This is a genomic window from Mesorhizobium sp. WSM1497, assembly GCF_001672455.2.
GTDB lineage: Bacteria > Pseudomonadota > Alphaproteobacteria > Rhizobiales > Rhizobiaceae > Mesorhizobium > Mesorhizobium ciceri.
This window is the reverse complement of sequence record NZ_CP021070.1, coordinates 6,189,693-6,204,050: the sequence shown is the minus strand read 5'-3', so window position 1 is coordinate 6,204,050 and position 14,358 is coordinate 6,189,693. Positions and strand designations below refer to the sequence as shown.

Here is a 14,358-nt window from a genome sequence, read left to right as displayed (position 1 = left end):
TCAACCGGTGCCAAAAACATGAAACGCTATCTACTGTTGCTAATCCTCGCTTTGGCGGCCTGCAAGACAACCGATCGGCTTGCGACCTGCACGGGTACGCCATTCCAACTGAACGCGGGACAATGGGAAACCACTCCTGAGGATCTTCAGGTCGAGTGCGCGGAAGAGCCCAAGTGAAATTTCCTGAACATGCCCTTCTGGTGGAGAGAGAAACGCTAGCCGCTCACTACAAGAAGGTGGAAGCGTTTCAAACTTCACGAGCGAAGTCTGCGCGGCGCTTGTCAAAGGCGCTTATAGCCTTTGCCGCAGCGGCGGTCCTGGGAAATGTCGCCCAGGCATTTACCATCGCTGCCATGGTCCCGTTGGCCAAGCTCGTACCTGTGTTCCTCTGGGTGCGGCCGGACGGTACCGTTGACAGCGAAGTGTCAATCTCTCGACTGCCGGCAACCCAAGACCGAGCCGTCATAAACGCTTCGCTGTGGGAATATGTACGCCTGCGCGAGGGCTACACGGCAGATACAGCCCAATACGCCTATGACCTCGTCTCCAGTTTCAGCGCACCTTCTGTGCAACAGCAATATCAAGATTTCTTCAACTATCCCAACCCCACCTCGCCGCAGGTCACGGTTGGGAAGCGCGGCAAGCTCGAGGTCGGGCATATTTCATCAAATGACATCAGTCCCGACGTTCAGCAGATCCGATACAAACGTACGCTTGTTATCGATGGGCAGACGCCGATAGTGACCTCCTGGACTGCTACCATCCGCTACGAGCGCTTGACGGGTCTGCCTGGGCAATCGAGGCTCACCAATCCGGGAGGTCTACTCGTCACATCCTACCAAGCCTCGCAAGACACCGTATCGAACCTGGGCTTCGTGCAGCCATGACAAAAAGAGCATTTCTGGCGCTGGCCTGTTCACTCTTCCTAACGATGGAAGCGTGCGCCGAAGACACGCCACTTGCCGGCAAGCATGATGCGCGGATGCGCTACCTGGCTTACCGCCCCGACGAAGTGGTGCGCCTATCGACCGCAGTTGGGGCAACGCTGGTTGTCACATTCGCGGCAAACGAGACCGTCGCAGCCGTGGCTGTTTCCAATAGCAAAGACCTGGCTGCGCTCCCGCGCGCCAATTATCTCTTTTTCAAGGCTAGCCGGATGCTGTCGCCGCAGCCGGTCGTCGTGCTGGCCGAGAGCGAGTCCGGTACACGCAGATACGTCTTCAGTATTTCAACGAAAGCGATGCCCAAACTCGATGAGGAGCAACCAGACCTATACTACAGTGTGCAGTTCACCTATCCTGCTGATGAGGCTGCTGCTCAGAGAAAGGAAGCGGAAAGGCGCTCGATTCTTGGCCAGGCCCGGGCGAGAGTGCTGCAAGACGAGAGAGTTCGGGATTTGTTGAATCGGCCCGCCGCAGCTGCCAGTCCGGACGAAAGCAATTTTCACTACGTCGCAAAGGGCGATCGGTCGCTGGCGCCGCTGGAAGTCTTCGATAATGGCTTTACGACCGTATTTGGATTCGCAAGCAATTCCCGCATACCCTCCCTCTACGTTATCAATCCCGACGGCAAGGAAGCCGCTGCCAATTACACGGTCAAAGGCGACTATGTTGAAGTATCCGCCGTCGCCCGGGAATGGCGTCTGAGAGATGGCAACACGGTCTTGTCCATTTTCAACAGAGCTTATGACCCTGTGGGACGAGCGCCAGCGACCGGTACAGTGACACCCGACGTGTGGCGCGTTTTGAAAGGCTCGGGACGATGAATGAAACCGGCCCACAGGCGGGACATGATGTCCATGCATCCGGATCGATGGTCTCGGAGCCGGCCCGCCGGCATGTTTCGGGATCGCAGAAGTTGGCCGTCGCTGCTCTTGTTCTCATCTCGTCTCTATCGCTCATCTGGCTCGGAGGTCGTTCCAGCACACAAGACGAACCATCTCAGCCAAAGCCGCCAATTGTCGCCAACGTCGAGCCATTCCGTCCCGTGCCAATCGAGGTTGCTCCAGAACCTCCAGCACCCGCAGAGGCGGCCAAGGCGGCAGAGCCTGCGCCATCCACGCCGCCCCCACCAGCGGCAGATGATCCGCCGCCGGAGGAATCACCAATTTTCGCCTACAGCGGCAGCGGTCAAATGCCCAATGCCGATCAGCGGAGCGAAGACAAGCAAAATGATGCTCCGGGGACAGCGGATGAGATTTCAAACGGTGGCGATCTGTCAGGCCGATTGAAGCCAGATATACAGGAGCCGAGCCGGGCCACACTTTTGCCGCACCCTGATCTCGTGATTACTCAAGGAACGATCATTCCCTGCATTTTGCAAACTGCGGTCGACACAAATTTACCCGGCTATGTGAAGTGCGTCTTACCTAAAGCCGTCCGAGGCGCCACCAACAACGTCGTGCTCTTGGATCGCGGGACAACCGTGATTGGCGAGATCCAGCGCGGTCTCCAGCAGGGGGATGCGCGTGTATTCGTGCTGTGGACGCGCATCGAAACACCTGACCATGCCCTCGTTTCGATAGCATCGCCGGGCGCTGACGAGCTCGGCCGCTCCGGAATGCCTGGCACGGTGGACAATCACTTCCGGGAACGCTTTGGCGGAGCGATTCTCATGAGCGTCATCCAAGGCGCGTTTCAGGCGGCTGGTCAATATGCGGCCAGCTCTGGCGGAGGAAGCGGCACCAACAGCTTCCAGAGCAATGGTGGACAAGCCGTCGAGACGACATTGAGAGCGACGATCAACCTTCCCCCAACCCTGAAGAAAAACCAAGGAGACGCCGTATCCATCTTTGTGGCTCGGGACCTCGACTTCTCGGATGTATACGATCTTAGAGCGACTGCCGCAGCGCCATCCCCCCAACATCGCGAACGCCGGAGAAACAACAATGCAATCGGAGGCTGATCCTCAATTGCGTTTGCTTCTCGATCCCGTTCTGAAATGGCTTGAGGAGCCAAGAACCGAAGAGGTCGCTATCAACCGGCCTGGGGAAGCCTTTGTCCGACAGGCCGGCGTTTTCACGAAACATCCACTGCCGCTGTCTTATGACGATCTGGAGGACATCGCGATCCTCGCCGGAGCGCTGCGCAAGCAAGATGTCGGACCGCAAAGCCCCCTCTGTGCGACTGAGTTGCCGAACGGAGAGCGGCTGCAGATCTGTTTGCCCCCCGCAGTACCCTCAGGAACAATAAGCCTGACGATACGGCGTCCCTCAAGTCGTGTGACCGAACTCAAGGAAGTTTCTTCTCGCTACGAATATTCGCGTTGGAATCAATGGCGGTCACGAAAAGAGCGCCAAGAGCGGCAGGACGAAACGATTCTTCAGCACTACGACCATGGTGACTTGGAGCAATTTTTGCGAGCCTGCGTCTGCGGGCGGCTCACAATGCTGCTTTGCGGACCGACTGGAAGCGGCAAAACGACAATGAGCAAGACTTTGATCAACGCTATACCCCCGCATGAGAGGTTGATCAGCATCGAGGACACGCTCGAACTTGCAATCCCGCACGAGAACCATGTCCGCTTACTCTATCCAAAGGACCGAGCAGGCGCAGGTGCGGTGACGGCCGAGCAACTGTTGCAAGCCAGTTTGCGCATGCGGCCTGATCGAATATTGCTTGGCGAGATGCGCGATGACGCCGCTTGGGCCTACCTTAGTGAAGTCGTCTCCGGCCATGCGGGATCGATATCAACGATTCATGGGGCTGATCCGGTACAAGGTTTCAAAAAGCTCTTTTCACTCGTCAAGAGCAGCGCGCAAGGAGCCGCTGTCGAAGACCGCACGCTTCTTGACATGCTGTCGGCTGCCATTGACGTCATCATACCGTTCCGTACCCAAGGCGACGTGTATGAGGTAGGAGAGGTATGGCTCGCCGCCGATGCCCGGCGGCGGGGAGAGACAGTAGCCGACCTTCTCAACAAGCACTAAGGCTGGAACAACGTCTCGGGATCGGTAAGCCGGTGTCGACGCGTTATTCTGTTCTGCTTCGATATCTTTTTGACGGGCCTTCTCGCAGTGGTTGGATAGGCTGAGCGATTCGGCGGTATCATGCCATCATCATTGTACGAACCGCATGCGCCATTGTCCGGGATGAGACCGGCTTCGCTAGCCAAAGGACGAGGGCCTGATTAGCGGATATGACCGGCATGGAGTCGGTTTGGCCGACGACTATGACAGGCACCGTCATGAGGGTGGGGCATACGGATTCGGCCTGTCCTCGCTCCAGGAAAGGCGTTCTACCTAAAATCACCAGGTCTGCTGCCTTCCCGCTTTCGGTCCACTCGCAAAGACCTTCAAGGTTCGCGAAGCCGACCGGCTCATAACCCAGCGCGGCGATCTGGTCCCTGTAGATCTCCAACTCTGCTGGATCGGGCTCCACGACTGCAACGATTTCTCCGTTGCCAAGTGGTCCGTCGTACCGACCGAAAGCGATGTCAGCGGTGACTGGCTCCTCGTCGGAGGCCGGTAGGTAGATATCAAACCGCGTCCCTCGGCCAACAGCCGAGGTGACATCAAGGCATCCTGCGAGCGCGCTCACGTGCCTGTCAACCGCAGCAAGACCCAGCCCGGTCCCGCCGACGACAGAGCGCGTGGTAAAAAAGGGCTCAAAGACATGCGGAAGTATCGAACTTGCGATTCCCGGGCCATCGTCGCTGATGGAGAGGAGAACGTAATCTCCAGGTCTCAAGGTGCCCTGAGCCAGCGGCTTGGTTTGGCGCACCTGAGCGCGAGAAACGCTGACCTCGACACGGCCCTCGTTCAAGACAGCCTCCGACGCGTTCTTGCATAGATTCATGAGGATCTGCTGTATCTCGGTTGGGCTGCCCTCGACCACCGTTTGCCACTCGTTGATCTTGAAGTTCAACTGAACATCCGACCGAACTGTGACCCGCAGCAATGGCGCAAGATCCATGACAATTTCGGAGACGTTGAATGGCACTGCCACGCGCTGTCGGTTTCGGCTTAGTGACAGGATCTGGTCGACGATCAGCTTGGCTCGGTGTCCAGCTAAAATGATCTGGTCGATGTGATTACGGATTCTGGAGGGGCGACGCACAAGGCTTTGGGCAATCTCTGAATAGCCGATTATTGCCCCTAAAATGTTGTTGAACTCATGTGTAACGCCGCTTGCGATCGTGCCCACGGTCCTCAGCCTTTCCACATGCTCCCATCGACTCACCAGAAGGTCGCGTTCCGTATTTATACGTTGCAGTTCAAGATGGTTGCTCAAACGCACAATGGCGCTGGCAAGAACCCGCAGGTCGTCTGCCGAGGGGAGTGAGCGATCTCCTTCAAAAACAAGGATGCAAACCACAACCTGCTGATCGGAAGCCCTGCAGGCAACAATTTGACAAACACCGGAAAGCCCTAAGGCGGTCCGAACGACGCGAAACACTGGCCGTCCGGCGCGGACAAGTGAAACGACTTCATCAATAAGCGGCACGTTCCAGACGGGTGTGTACGTGTTCGCCACAAAGCACTCGGTATGCCTGCTGAGACTCGGATCCACTAGGGCGAGCGCGCATTGATCCGCATCGAAAACGCGTTGAACGACTCTGAGCGCTTCTTCGGTGGAAAAGCGCGCCGAGGCGTCCTTTGCTTTACTTTCGTTGAGGCGAGTTTCGATCTCACTCATTGCCTCTTCAAGCTCCAACCGCCTTTTCAGCCGGTTCGTCCGCAGAGGCTGCCTGGAGGGCGGAATCATCGCAAACAAGCAGAGGCATATGGACACCAAACCGAGGAAAAGTCGCATGCGCTGCGCGTGCGCGCTGGCCAAGCTGTAGCCCTCCAGATGCTCTCGCTCCAGTTCGGCGGCCTTGGAGAACGTGTCCGGAGATGCGATCTGATCGGCAGCTTCGTCCAACCTCCATGAAGAAGATAAGGCAGCTCCAGCCTTGCTCAGAACGAGCCTCGGTTCAGCCGAAAGCACGATCAGCATCGAAAGTTCAACCATGCCCGACGGTGCTCCCCCAAGGCGGCCAATCGAGCGAGCTAGCTGTGCAAGACAGCTTTGCATGAGCTGATTTTGTTCGACCAAGACTGAGACGGCAGCCTTTTTGCTTTCGATCGAATCTATGAGCTGCGCGAGCAATCTGGATTGCTCTGATCTCTCATCGGACGAAATCTCGAAAGAACGTTGCAAGTTTACACGAGTCTTTTGCAACGCTTGCCCGATAGAAGCAACCGAACGGTAGTCCAATGTCATATCCATCCCAGCGCGGGCGACGTCGCGCCGGAGCAATGCGTCATTGATCTGAATCGTTCGCAGCTGGCTTAGGATCGCGTGATCGATCTGCGGGGGCTGGCCCTGCGTCCCGACCAAGAGCGCAATCGAGGTGGCTAGGGCGATCATAATTGCTTTGTCGGAACTGAGCCAAGGAAACGGCGTTTGATCCGCGATGGACCCCTTGCGAAGGTCCGACATGAATTCCAGTTCATGGGCTCGGTATGCGGCCGGATGCTGCTGGAACAGGAAAGCCACGCCTACCTCTCCCCCTTATGAGAATGGCTTAACACCGTTACCGAACTTGGTCCTGGTGCGCTTCCAGCGCGAAATGAGCTCCCAAAGCGCCTACGCGACGCGGAGCACATCCTTACGATTCTGAAAGCAGATCAACATGACGCGCAGGCGGTTTTTACGCCGGGGCGTCAGCTTAGGCCCAGGATGAAGCGCCGATTGGGCGCGCGGATAGGGCGCGCGTTTTCGGGATATAGCGAGGTAAATCGCTCTATGTCTGCTGGGTCGACATCAACCGGTTCCGTCGCCACCATCCAGTCGACGTTTTCCGTGCATGGCGGCGTCGTCAAAGATCCTTCATATGTCCAGTAGCCAAGCGAAGCCGGCAGAAGCTCGTTCGGGTCGACTTCATCGACGGCTGCCTCTTCGCCTGACGTTGCAGGAAATGCGGCAGCAAGCCGGGCAAAGCTGGCATTTGTGGCGCCTGGCGTCAGAAACACGCTCAGAACACCCACAGTATCGCTGTTGCGGCCCTTATGGACAAAATGCGCTTCCATCGGGAAACTCTTACCTGCGACGTGGTGCTCGCTTGGTGCATGGAAATGGAACTGTAGCAGCTCATAGACACGATCCCCCCGAGTGAGCGTGCTGCCTTGCGGCAGGTTGATCTGAATGGTGTGGCCGTTGTTCACCATTCTGCCGCCGCCCCTGTGCCAACCTATGGCGATGTGCGGAATATCCGCTTTGACCGCGCCCCTGATATCGACCGGCGATTGCTGCATGCCCGCCGAGCAGACCAAATTCGTCTTGTCCAGATGCCCCCATTGTTCGGGGCCGACCGGCCCGGCATATCCCCATTCGGTGCTGGCCGCCCGCGCGGCTTCAGCGCAAATGGGACAAGCGCCGAGTGCAACGAAACCTTTGATCAGATTACGACGGTGCATGTTGCTGTGGCTCCTACTGAACACTTCAATTTGGCGTGGCATGGGAACTGCGGGCGCAGCTGTGATGTGGGCGACAGGGGCCGAACAGTTCGGCACGCCACCATCGCGGCCTCAGGGCGACCGACGGTCCCGCGCACGGCCGTGCTCGCCGGCCACATGCGGTTGTGACAGCTATTTTCCCCCGGTAGAGGATAGTCCCAGCTAGCCGGCTGTATCCATGCTCATTGTCTCCACGACCGCCGTTTGCCGTTCGGCTGCAGATCACATTGGCAACTCCACCGAAGATGGCGGCACCCGGGCCGCACTGGGTAAGCGATTCCACGCAACAACTCCGATGGCCCCACCAGGCCAACTGACGCTTCATATTCATCATCGGACAGCCGGAGAAATCGATTGCTTAGATAAAGAAGCATCCATGACGTGGATGCATACATTGCCATTGCCCAATTTGCGGTGCTGCTTGGGACGCCGGCTACGGATAGGAGGGTCGGCCATTTCCCGGCGACAACAACGCGGCTGAGAACTGGGCGAGGCGGCACGAAATTTGGCTAGACCTTATGCTGTCACGGCTTCCGGGACCAAAGGCTTGCGAGCCTGGGCAGTCGGCTGCGATTCAGATTGAGTTGCCCTGAAGACGGCCCAGCAGAACAAAATTCTCACTGATGTTGCGACGACGCCCGCCGAAACTCATCCTGAACCACTGAAGAAGGTTCAAGTGCCTGGACGAAGTGTCTAGGTGTTCTCAGCCCTTGCGTGCTCTCGATTCGGCAGCTTCATCGCCAGGTAGTAGCCCAACAGAGATGCAGATCGACCGGCGATGTCGCGGACCAGCTGTTGAGTTACCGAGCTTGGGAGTCTCGCTGAGCAGGTTCTGAAGCCCAGCAACGGAGTCCGGGCATGATCATGCGGGACGACATCTTGAAAGGCCAGACAGCGAGGCACCCGTCGGGCGCCGCCGTTCAAATTCATTCCGTTAGAACGAGCTTTGGAATCGCAGAACGCCGCCGAGCCTGTCCGCTTTGCCGACGTTAGCCGGGTTCGAGGCGACGGGAGTGAGCTTGGCGTAGTGGGCATAATCGACTTCGGCCCTGATTGTGAACCCTGGAATGGCCATATAGGCGAATTGCAGCCAGTCCGCAGTTGCTGAGCTGATCGCCTGAGACCTGGAGGTTCAACGACGTTTTCTCGTCGAAACCTGTAAGTGGCCCCTACCCACAAAGCCCAGTCGCCGCTCCATTCTTGTAGAAGCCGCGACCCTGAGCGGCGATCGCCCTGCTTGGGTCGTCGTTGGGATTGCCAAGGGAGCCGTAGCCGAACATACCGAATAACGACAATCATCTGTGACGTTGAGGTCGATGCGGACCTTGCCAGCCAAAGCGTTGTAGTTGCTGTCACGAGCGATGACGCCGGTGATCGCTCCGCCAGCCTGTGTCTGTCTCACGCCTAAGACGACGTGGGGAACATGGCCGTCAAGAGAACCGACCTCACCCGCCCCTTATTCAAGTGAAACCAGAGCTGAAAACCCATTGTCGGAATCCAGATAGTACTGAGCTACGTTGGTGTCGAAATCGCCAATACGCAACGAGTGCATTATTGAAGACGTTCCCGGAGTATCCGGCAAACGTGTCGAAGGCCGAGTCGTCCTTCCCGACACGCAGGCCACCAAGCTGGATCCAGGCGGAAGTCAACTTGGCGCCGCTGTTGAAGGCTGTTCGGCCAACCCTTCAGGTTCAGGCGAACGCCTTGGTATTTTCCTTCGCGCACGGGATCGACTGTCAGGGAGGCCGCATCGAAGACGATGCCTTCGTCGGGAGCTTCGACCTGGCAAATCCGGGTGAAGAGGTCGTGAATGGCGCCGGGGTCAGGGTCGCCTTGGCCGAGCAGGTCAAGATCGCCGGTTGGCCTGAAGACGTATTCGGGCCAGGTCACGAACAGCATTGCGCCCTTGAGTACATAGCGCTCGGACGCTTCGGTCATACTGAGGCGGAAAAGCAAGCGTTCGATCGCATACCGCGTCAGGATGCGCTGATAGTCGTCACCCTGTTGCCTAGAGTGCTGAAGAAGGCGGTCTCTTATTGAGGCGGCAGGATTCTTGAGAACCTTAGCCATCATTGTACGGCCTTGATATAGGGCTCGATCCGGGCGGTCACTCGATCAATGACCGCGTACTTCATCAGCTCACTCGCTATGGTCTTTCGTTGTTGCAGAGCGTCGCGGAGCGCCTCGACTGCGACGTCTTCGCCAACATGACGGCGATGCTTGAAGCAATCGGCAACCGTTTTTGCGACGCCATAGATCGCTACATCGACGCCTTCGACGCGGATGAACTCGACTCCGGATGCCAGGACTTCGCAGGTCGCCCGAACAATCTCCAGACGCAGGCCTGGAGTGTGCGGCGTCCTTGCCTTGTGTGGTATCGTCATCCACACCGCGTGCGGAAGCTGGGTCGTCAAACCGTGGTGACGAAGCGCGCTGATGAGGCTGACCACGCCGTTCGGCACAATACGTGCCGCTTCTGCCAGATCATGATCGGTGTCTTCGCCCATTCGCTCGGGATGCTGGTATAGACCGCGCCTGAGACGTACGATATCACCGGCCTCGGTAAGGCGCCTGAGATAGACCAGCGGGATGCCGGCCGCCGTAAAGTCGCGCGCACGCACGATGCCGCGATCTCGAACGAGATTCAGGGCGGTCTCACGGTGGGTCATACGATTTCGAGGCATTTGTTATCTATTGTCGGCAAAAATTTAGATTTGTCGACAGAAAAGAACAGTTGGGAAAACTCAACTGATGTCATATATTTCATATGACCATGGCGCAACAGGTTTCCCCGCTTGATCTTACCCCAAAGCACGTCCGGGCCGCCCGGGCTCTTTTGGCGTGGTCCCAGCACGACTTGGCCAAGCAAGCCGGCGTGGCGACCTCTACCGTTGCGGATTTCGAGCGGGGTCAACGTATCCCCGTCGCCAACAATGCCCAAGCAATTCGTACGGCGCTCGAAAATGCCGGCATCCGTTTCCTGCCGACGGGTGCGGTAATCGGACCAGCTATCCCGAATATCACCCCGTCCGAGCGAGCAGGCGCACCTATCCGCTGGGTGGATGCGGAAGATCTTTCGGTCTGGGCAAACCGAACAGAAGGCGTGCTGAGCATGCCAACCCTTGTTTCACATCTGATACGCGCTACCGCCGGCACCGCAGTTCACCTCCGCTTTCCAGCTGACGAAGGGGTCCAGCATCCGGGCTGGGACGGACAGACCTACACGGACACAGGAAACTCTTACGTGCCGAAAGGTGAGGCTGGTTGGGAGATCGGAAGCCAGCGTCGCGACATCGAAAGAAAGGTGACCGAGGATTACCGGAAGCGAACCGACGAGCCGGCGCCGTTCGATCCAGCCAATGCTAGCTTTGTGTTCGTCACTCCCCGCCACTGGCCCGGCAAGGATAAATGGGCAAAGGCCCGAGAGGCGGAAGGGCCTTGGGCAAACGTTCGTGTTTATGACGCCGACGACCTTGTCCACTGGATCGAACAAACACCGGTGGTTGGGCTGTGGTTGGCGGTTCGCCTGGGGAAGCGACCGGAGGACACTCGAGAGCTCGAGGAAGTCTGGGAAGAGTGGTCGCTCGCTGCGAAGTGGCCCCTGACCGAGGAGTTGGTCCTAAGTGATCGTGACGAGGAAGCAGCTGACCTTCTCCGCTGGCTTCGCAGCAAGCCATCCGTTTTCTCGCTCCAAGCTACGACCACAGATGAGGTCGTGTCGTTCTTTTACGCAACACTTGCGATGCTCCCGGACGAAGTGAAGGCCGCTTACAAGGCCCGATGCCTGGTGGCGACGACCGCTGCGGCGGCGCGAGCATTGGCAAACGCGCCAGGTCCTCTGATTGTCGTCATGACTGAACCAGACCCCGGCATCGCGCACGCGCTGGCGGGACGCGGCCACTATGTCCTGCAAGCCTATGACGAGCGGCCGATCTCCCGAGGTGACGTCCGTGCCCTACCGCGACCGTCGCGCGAGGGGATCGCTAGCGCTCTGGTTGCCGCTGGCATTGCGCAACCTCGTGCCGAGGCATACGCGCGCGACAGCGCACGCAATTTGGCTGTCCTGCGTCGCCTTATTCCCAGCGCGCCGGGGCGACGGCCACAGTGGGCGGAGGTTAGGCCGCCTCAAGCATTGTTGGCAGCACTTCTCGCGGGCGGCTGGGATGAGGACGCAGAGGCGGATAAGGCACGCCTTGCAGAGCTCGCTGACGAACCATATGACGCAATCGCCCGCGATCTGATGCCTTACGTCGGAAGATTTGACAGCCCACTGCAAAAGATCGGCTCGACCTGGCGTATCGCTTCGCCGCAAGATGCATGGTTCCTGCTTGCGCGGCATTTGACAGGGGTCGACATCAAGCGCTTCGAGGCTGCAGCCCATGCTGTCCTCGGCTCCGTAGATCCGCGGTTCGAGATGGACCCAGACGAGCGCTGGATGGCGAGTGTTCGCGGCGTCCAGCGCGACTATTCGGGAATGTTGCGCCATGGGATCGGACAAGTACTGATCCTGCTTGCTCTGTGGGGCGAGGAGATTAAGACGATACCGGACGCCGCACGCCGTGCTGATCATATTGTCGCGAAGCTGCTGGCGAATGCCACCAAACAGAGATGGTGGTCCCTATCTCGAGACTTCCGATTGTTGGCCGAGGCCTCACCGAGCGCCTTTCTTCGGGCCATCGAGGATAGCCTTGATCTGAACGACCCGCCAATCCGCGCCCTATTCGGCAGAGACGGGGAAGGTGTCTTTGGGGCAGAGCATTTGTCGGATCTTTTGTGGGCGCTCGAGTCCCTGGCCTGGTCGCCAGAGCTCATGCCGAAAGTGACCCATGTCCTGGCTCGGCTGGACGCCATCGACAACCCGCCCGGGCAATACGCGAACCGACCGGCCAACAGTCTCCGCGCGATTCATCTTCTCTGGCTGCCCCAAACCTATGCGACGCTCGACCTGCGGCTTCGGGCGCTCGACCTCATTCGCAAGCACGAGCGAGACGCCGCCTGGAAACTCATGTTGAGCCTGCTACCGCAGGGGCACGACACCTCCATCCCGTCGCCGATGCCGCTGTGGCGTGATTTTACCGTCGATGAAGTCGAGGTGGCTACATGGGCCACCATCGGGCGCGGAGCTGTGGCGATCACGGAGCGTGTGCTCGTCGACGTCGGCCTCGATGCCGCCAGGTGGACCGCGCTGCTCGACCGATTCGCTGACCTTTCACCGGACACGGAAGGTGGGTTCTCTACACTGGAGGCGGCTGAGCCGAGGATTACTAAGCAGATTGACCGCGCAGCAATATGGGCCGCCATGCGCCGTGTCCTCCATCACCATCGGCAATTTCCAGACGCCGAATGGTCCATGCCGAGTCAAGTGCTCGACCGACTTGAGGCGATTTACGAGCGCTTCGCACCCGCTGATCCAATAGAGCGCGTGGCATGGCTCTTTGAACAAGATGCGGGCTTGCCACGGCCTTCGGCCGAAGGTTGGAAGACGAATGAGCGTGAGGTCGATCTAGCGAGGAAAGATGCCGCACACGCCCTGTTCTCCAAAGACGGCATTCCAGCCATCCTCGCGCTCTCCCGCAAGGTTGGCACAGCGGGATACATCGGCAAGGCGCTCTTTGCTGGCGGTCTCTCCGAACCCGATCTCGAAGCGCTGTTGGAGTCGGCAATTCGAAGCGAAGATGCGCATGAGCGTGCTCTTGCCCACGGCCTGATCGTCTCTGCCTTTGCAGAGCGAAAGGAGCCATGGGCAGCTGAGTTGATCGCTAAGGCAACCAGTCGCTCTTGGGGCGACACCGCATTGCTTACGATCCTGCGCGCGCTTCCTGGGCGGCGTTGGACTTGGGACCAGGCTACCAGCGCTGGCGCTGAAATCGAAGAAACGTATTGGCGTCAGACGCCGGTGTTCTGGATGAGCGACGACCGTGACGAGGTCGGTTTCGCGATCCGCAAACTCATCTCCGTTGGTCGCGCGCGTCACGCTCTGCCGCTCGCGGCACGCGACAGCCGAACTGATCTGCTCTCAGATCTTCTCATCGAGGTGCTACTTGAGGCCGTCCGACAGCCGTTCGAGAGCGAGGGCGACAGGAACGAAGCGACGATGTTCCAGCACTACGTCGCCGAAATCCTCCAGGTGCTTGACAAACGTGATGACGTCGACAGCAATGCATTGGTCAAGGTCGAGTGGGCCTATCTACCGATTTTGACTCGCTCGCGCCGTCCGCCCAAGGTGCTTATGAAGGCGCTGTCGGAGCAGCCATCCTTCTTTGTCCAAATACTCAGCGCGGTATTCAAGGCGAGCGAGGAAAGCGGTGTCGTCGACGTTGAGCCGCAGGATCCCGAGCGAGCACGCGCCATCGCCACCCAGGCCTACCGACTTCTTGAGGAATGGGATCGGCTTCCCGGTACAAAAGATGATGGGACGATCGATAACGTTGCTCTTGAGGGGTGGATCAAGGAAGCTCGATCGCTCGCTAAGACCGCCGGCCGAGAAGATATCGCCGACAGTCGCATTGGCAACGTTTTGGCTGCCTCTCCTTTTGGAGCAGACGGCAACTGGCCGGCCGAAGCGGTCCGCGACGCAATCGATCTTTTCCGCAGCAAACCAATGATCAATGGCTTTTTGACCGGTAAGATGAACCGACGTGGCGTAACAATGCGATCGCCGCGCGACGGTGGGGAGCTGGAACGGAAGGAAGCCGCTAAATACCGCGGATGGTCGAATGCGATCTCTTTCGACCATCCGCATACGGCCAAGGCTCTCGACACGCTAGCGGACAATTATGAGGCTCAAGCACATCGCCACGATCAGAGTTCCGAGCGACTGGACTGGGAATGACTGCTGGGTTTCGGGCCTGGGATCGTGTGGCCAATGCTGTTTCACACGCGAACTGCTGTATGCCGAGCTTCTGGTTGGCCGCGCG

Annotated in this window: 10 protein-coding genes and 1 pseudogene; 7 read left to right on the top strand and 4 right to left on the bottom strand. The window is 58.5% G+C overall.

Annotation, left to right across the window (positions count from 1 at the left end):
* Window positions 1-18 precede the first annotated feature (18 nt).
* From A9K65_RS30370 to virB11, 5 genes are read left to right on the top strand one after another with little or no spacing between them, the layout of a single operon-like run.
* Window positions 19-177 (top strand): type IV secretion system lipoprotein VirB7, encoded by a 159-nt coding sequence (locus A9K65_RS30370; protein WP_013533338.1) that lies wholly within the window; start codon window positions 19-21, stop codon window positions 175-177.
* A complete protein-coding gene (locus tag A9K65_RS30365; RefSeq protein ID WP_013533337.1) occupies window positions 174-887 on the top strand; it encodes a type IV secretion system protein VirB8 in 714 nt (237 codons plus the stop codon). The genes A9K65_RS30370 and A9K65_RS30365 overlap by 4 nt, the downstream gene beginning before the upstream one ends.
* Window positions 884-1,765: a TrbG/VirB9 family P-type conjugative transfer protein gene (locus A9K65_RS30360; RefSeq protein WP_064993311.1), complete on the top strand. Its 882-nt coding sequence runs from the start codon at window positions 884-886 to the stop codon at window positions 1,763-1,765. The genes A9K65_RS30365 and A9K65_RS30360 overlap by 4 nt, the downstream gene beginning before the upstream one ends.
* Window positions 1,762-2,904 carry a type IV secretion system protein VirB10 gene (gene virB10 / locus A9K65_RS30355; RefSeq protein WP_064993310.1) on the top strand — a complete coding sequence of 381 codons (1,143 nt, stop codon included), beginning with the start codon at window positions 1,762-1,764 and terminating at the stop codon, window positions 2,902-2,904. The genes A9K65_RS30360 and virB10 overlap by 4 nt, the downstream gene beginning before the upstream one ends.
* The gene (gene virB11, locus A9K65_RS30350; RefSeq protein WP_013533334.1) at window positions 2,888-3,928 is read left to right on the top strand and encodes a P-type DNA transfer ATPase VirB11; all 1,041 of its coding nucleotides are present in this window, start codon (window positions 2,888-2,890) and stop codon (window positions 3,926-3,928) included. The genes virB10 and virB11 overlap by 17 nt, the downstream gene beginning before the upstream one ends.
* A gap of 118 nt (window positions 3,929-4,046) precedes the next feature.
* On the opposite strand, the gene A9K65_RS30345 is transcribed toward virB11, so the two are convergent.
* The 3 genes and pseudogenes from A9K65_RS30345 to A9K65_RS30335 all read right to left on the bottom strand — a co-directional run.
* The gene (locus A9K65_RS30345) at window positions 4,047-6,482 is read right to left on the bottom strand and encodes an ATP-binding protein (RefSeq protein ID WP_064993308.1); all 2,436 of its coding nucleotides are present in this window, start codon (window positions 6,480-6,482) and stop codon (window positions 4,047-4,049) included.
* 167 nt (window positions 6,483-6,649) lie between these two features.
* Complete coding sequence (locus tag A9K65_RS30340; RefSeq protein ID WP_064993307.1) at window positions 6,650-7,402, bottom strand: carbonic anhydrase; 753 nt, start codon at window positions 7,400-7,402, stop codon at window positions 6,650-6,652.
* A gap of 973 nt (window positions 7,403-8,375) precedes the next feature.
* Window positions 8,376-9,081, bottom strand: a pseudogene (locus tag A9K65_RS30335) (porin); the annotation flags it as partial.
* Here A9K65_RS30335 and A9K65_RS36195 point away from each other — a divergent pair.
* On the top strand, window positions 8,996-9,481 hold the full coding sequence (locus tag A9K65_RS36195) for a hypothetical protein (RefSeq protein ID WP_064993306.1): 486 nt from the start codon (window positions 8,996-8,998) through the stop codon (window positions 9,479-9,481). The pseudogene A9K65_RS30335 and the gene A9K65_RS36195 sit on opposite strands and share 86 nt — an antisense overlap.
* A gap of 29 nt (window positions 9,482-9,510) precedes the next feature.
* Here the strand turns inward: A9K65_RS36195 and A9K65_RS30325 are convergent, their stop codons facing one another.
* Window positions 9,511-10,110: a type IV toxin-antitoxin system AbiEi family antitoxin domain-containing protein gene (locus tag A9K65_RS30325; RefSeq protein WP_084015684.1), complete on the bottom strand. Its 600-nt coding sequence runs from the start codon at window positions 10,108-10,110 to the stop codon at window positions 9,511-9,513.
* A 98-nt stretch (window positions 10,111-10,208) separates the two neighbouring features.
* On the opposite strand from A9K65_RS30325, the gene A9K65_RS30320 reads away from it, so the two are divergent.
* Complete coding sequence (locus A9K65_RS30320; protein ID WP_084015682.1) at window positions 10,209-14,273, top strand: helix-turn-helix transcriptional regulator; 4,065 nt, start codon at window positions 10,209-10,211, stop codon at window positions 14,271-14,273.
* Window positions 14,274-14,358: the final 85 nt, after the last annotated feature.

What these genes read in the sequence shown, in the direction of transcription:
- virB11 (WP_013533334.1), top strand. Translation starts at nt 2,888, where the DNA reads ATGCAATCGGAGGCTGATCCTCAATTGCGTTTGCTTCTCGATCCCGTT.
- virB10 (WP_064993310.1), top strand. Translation starts at nt 1,762, where the DNA reads ATGAATGAAACCGGCCCACAGGCGGGACATGATGTCCATGCATCCGGA.
- A9K65_RS30325 (WP_084015684.1), bottom strand. Translation starts at nt 10,110, where the DNA reads ATGACCCACCGTGAGACCGCCCTGAATCTCGTTCGAGATCGCGGCATC.
- A9K65_RS30370 (WP_013533338.1), top strand. Translation starts at nt 19, where the DNA reads ATGAAACGCTATCTACTGTTGCTAATCCTCGCTTTGGCGGCCTGCAAG.
- A9K65_RS30340 (WP_064993307.1), bottom strand. Translation starts at nt 7,402, where the DNA reads ATGCACCGTCGTAATCTGATCAAAGGTTTCGTTGCACTCGGCGCTTGT.
- A9K65_RS30320 (WP_084015682.1), top strand. Translation starts at nt 10,209, where the DNA reads ATGACCATGGCGCAACAGGTTTCCCCGCTTGATCTTACCCCAAAGCAC.
- A9K65_RS30360 (WP_064993311.1), top strand. Translation starts at nt 884, where the DNA reads ATGACAAAAAGAGCATTTCTGGCGCTGGCCTGTTCACTCTTCCTAACG.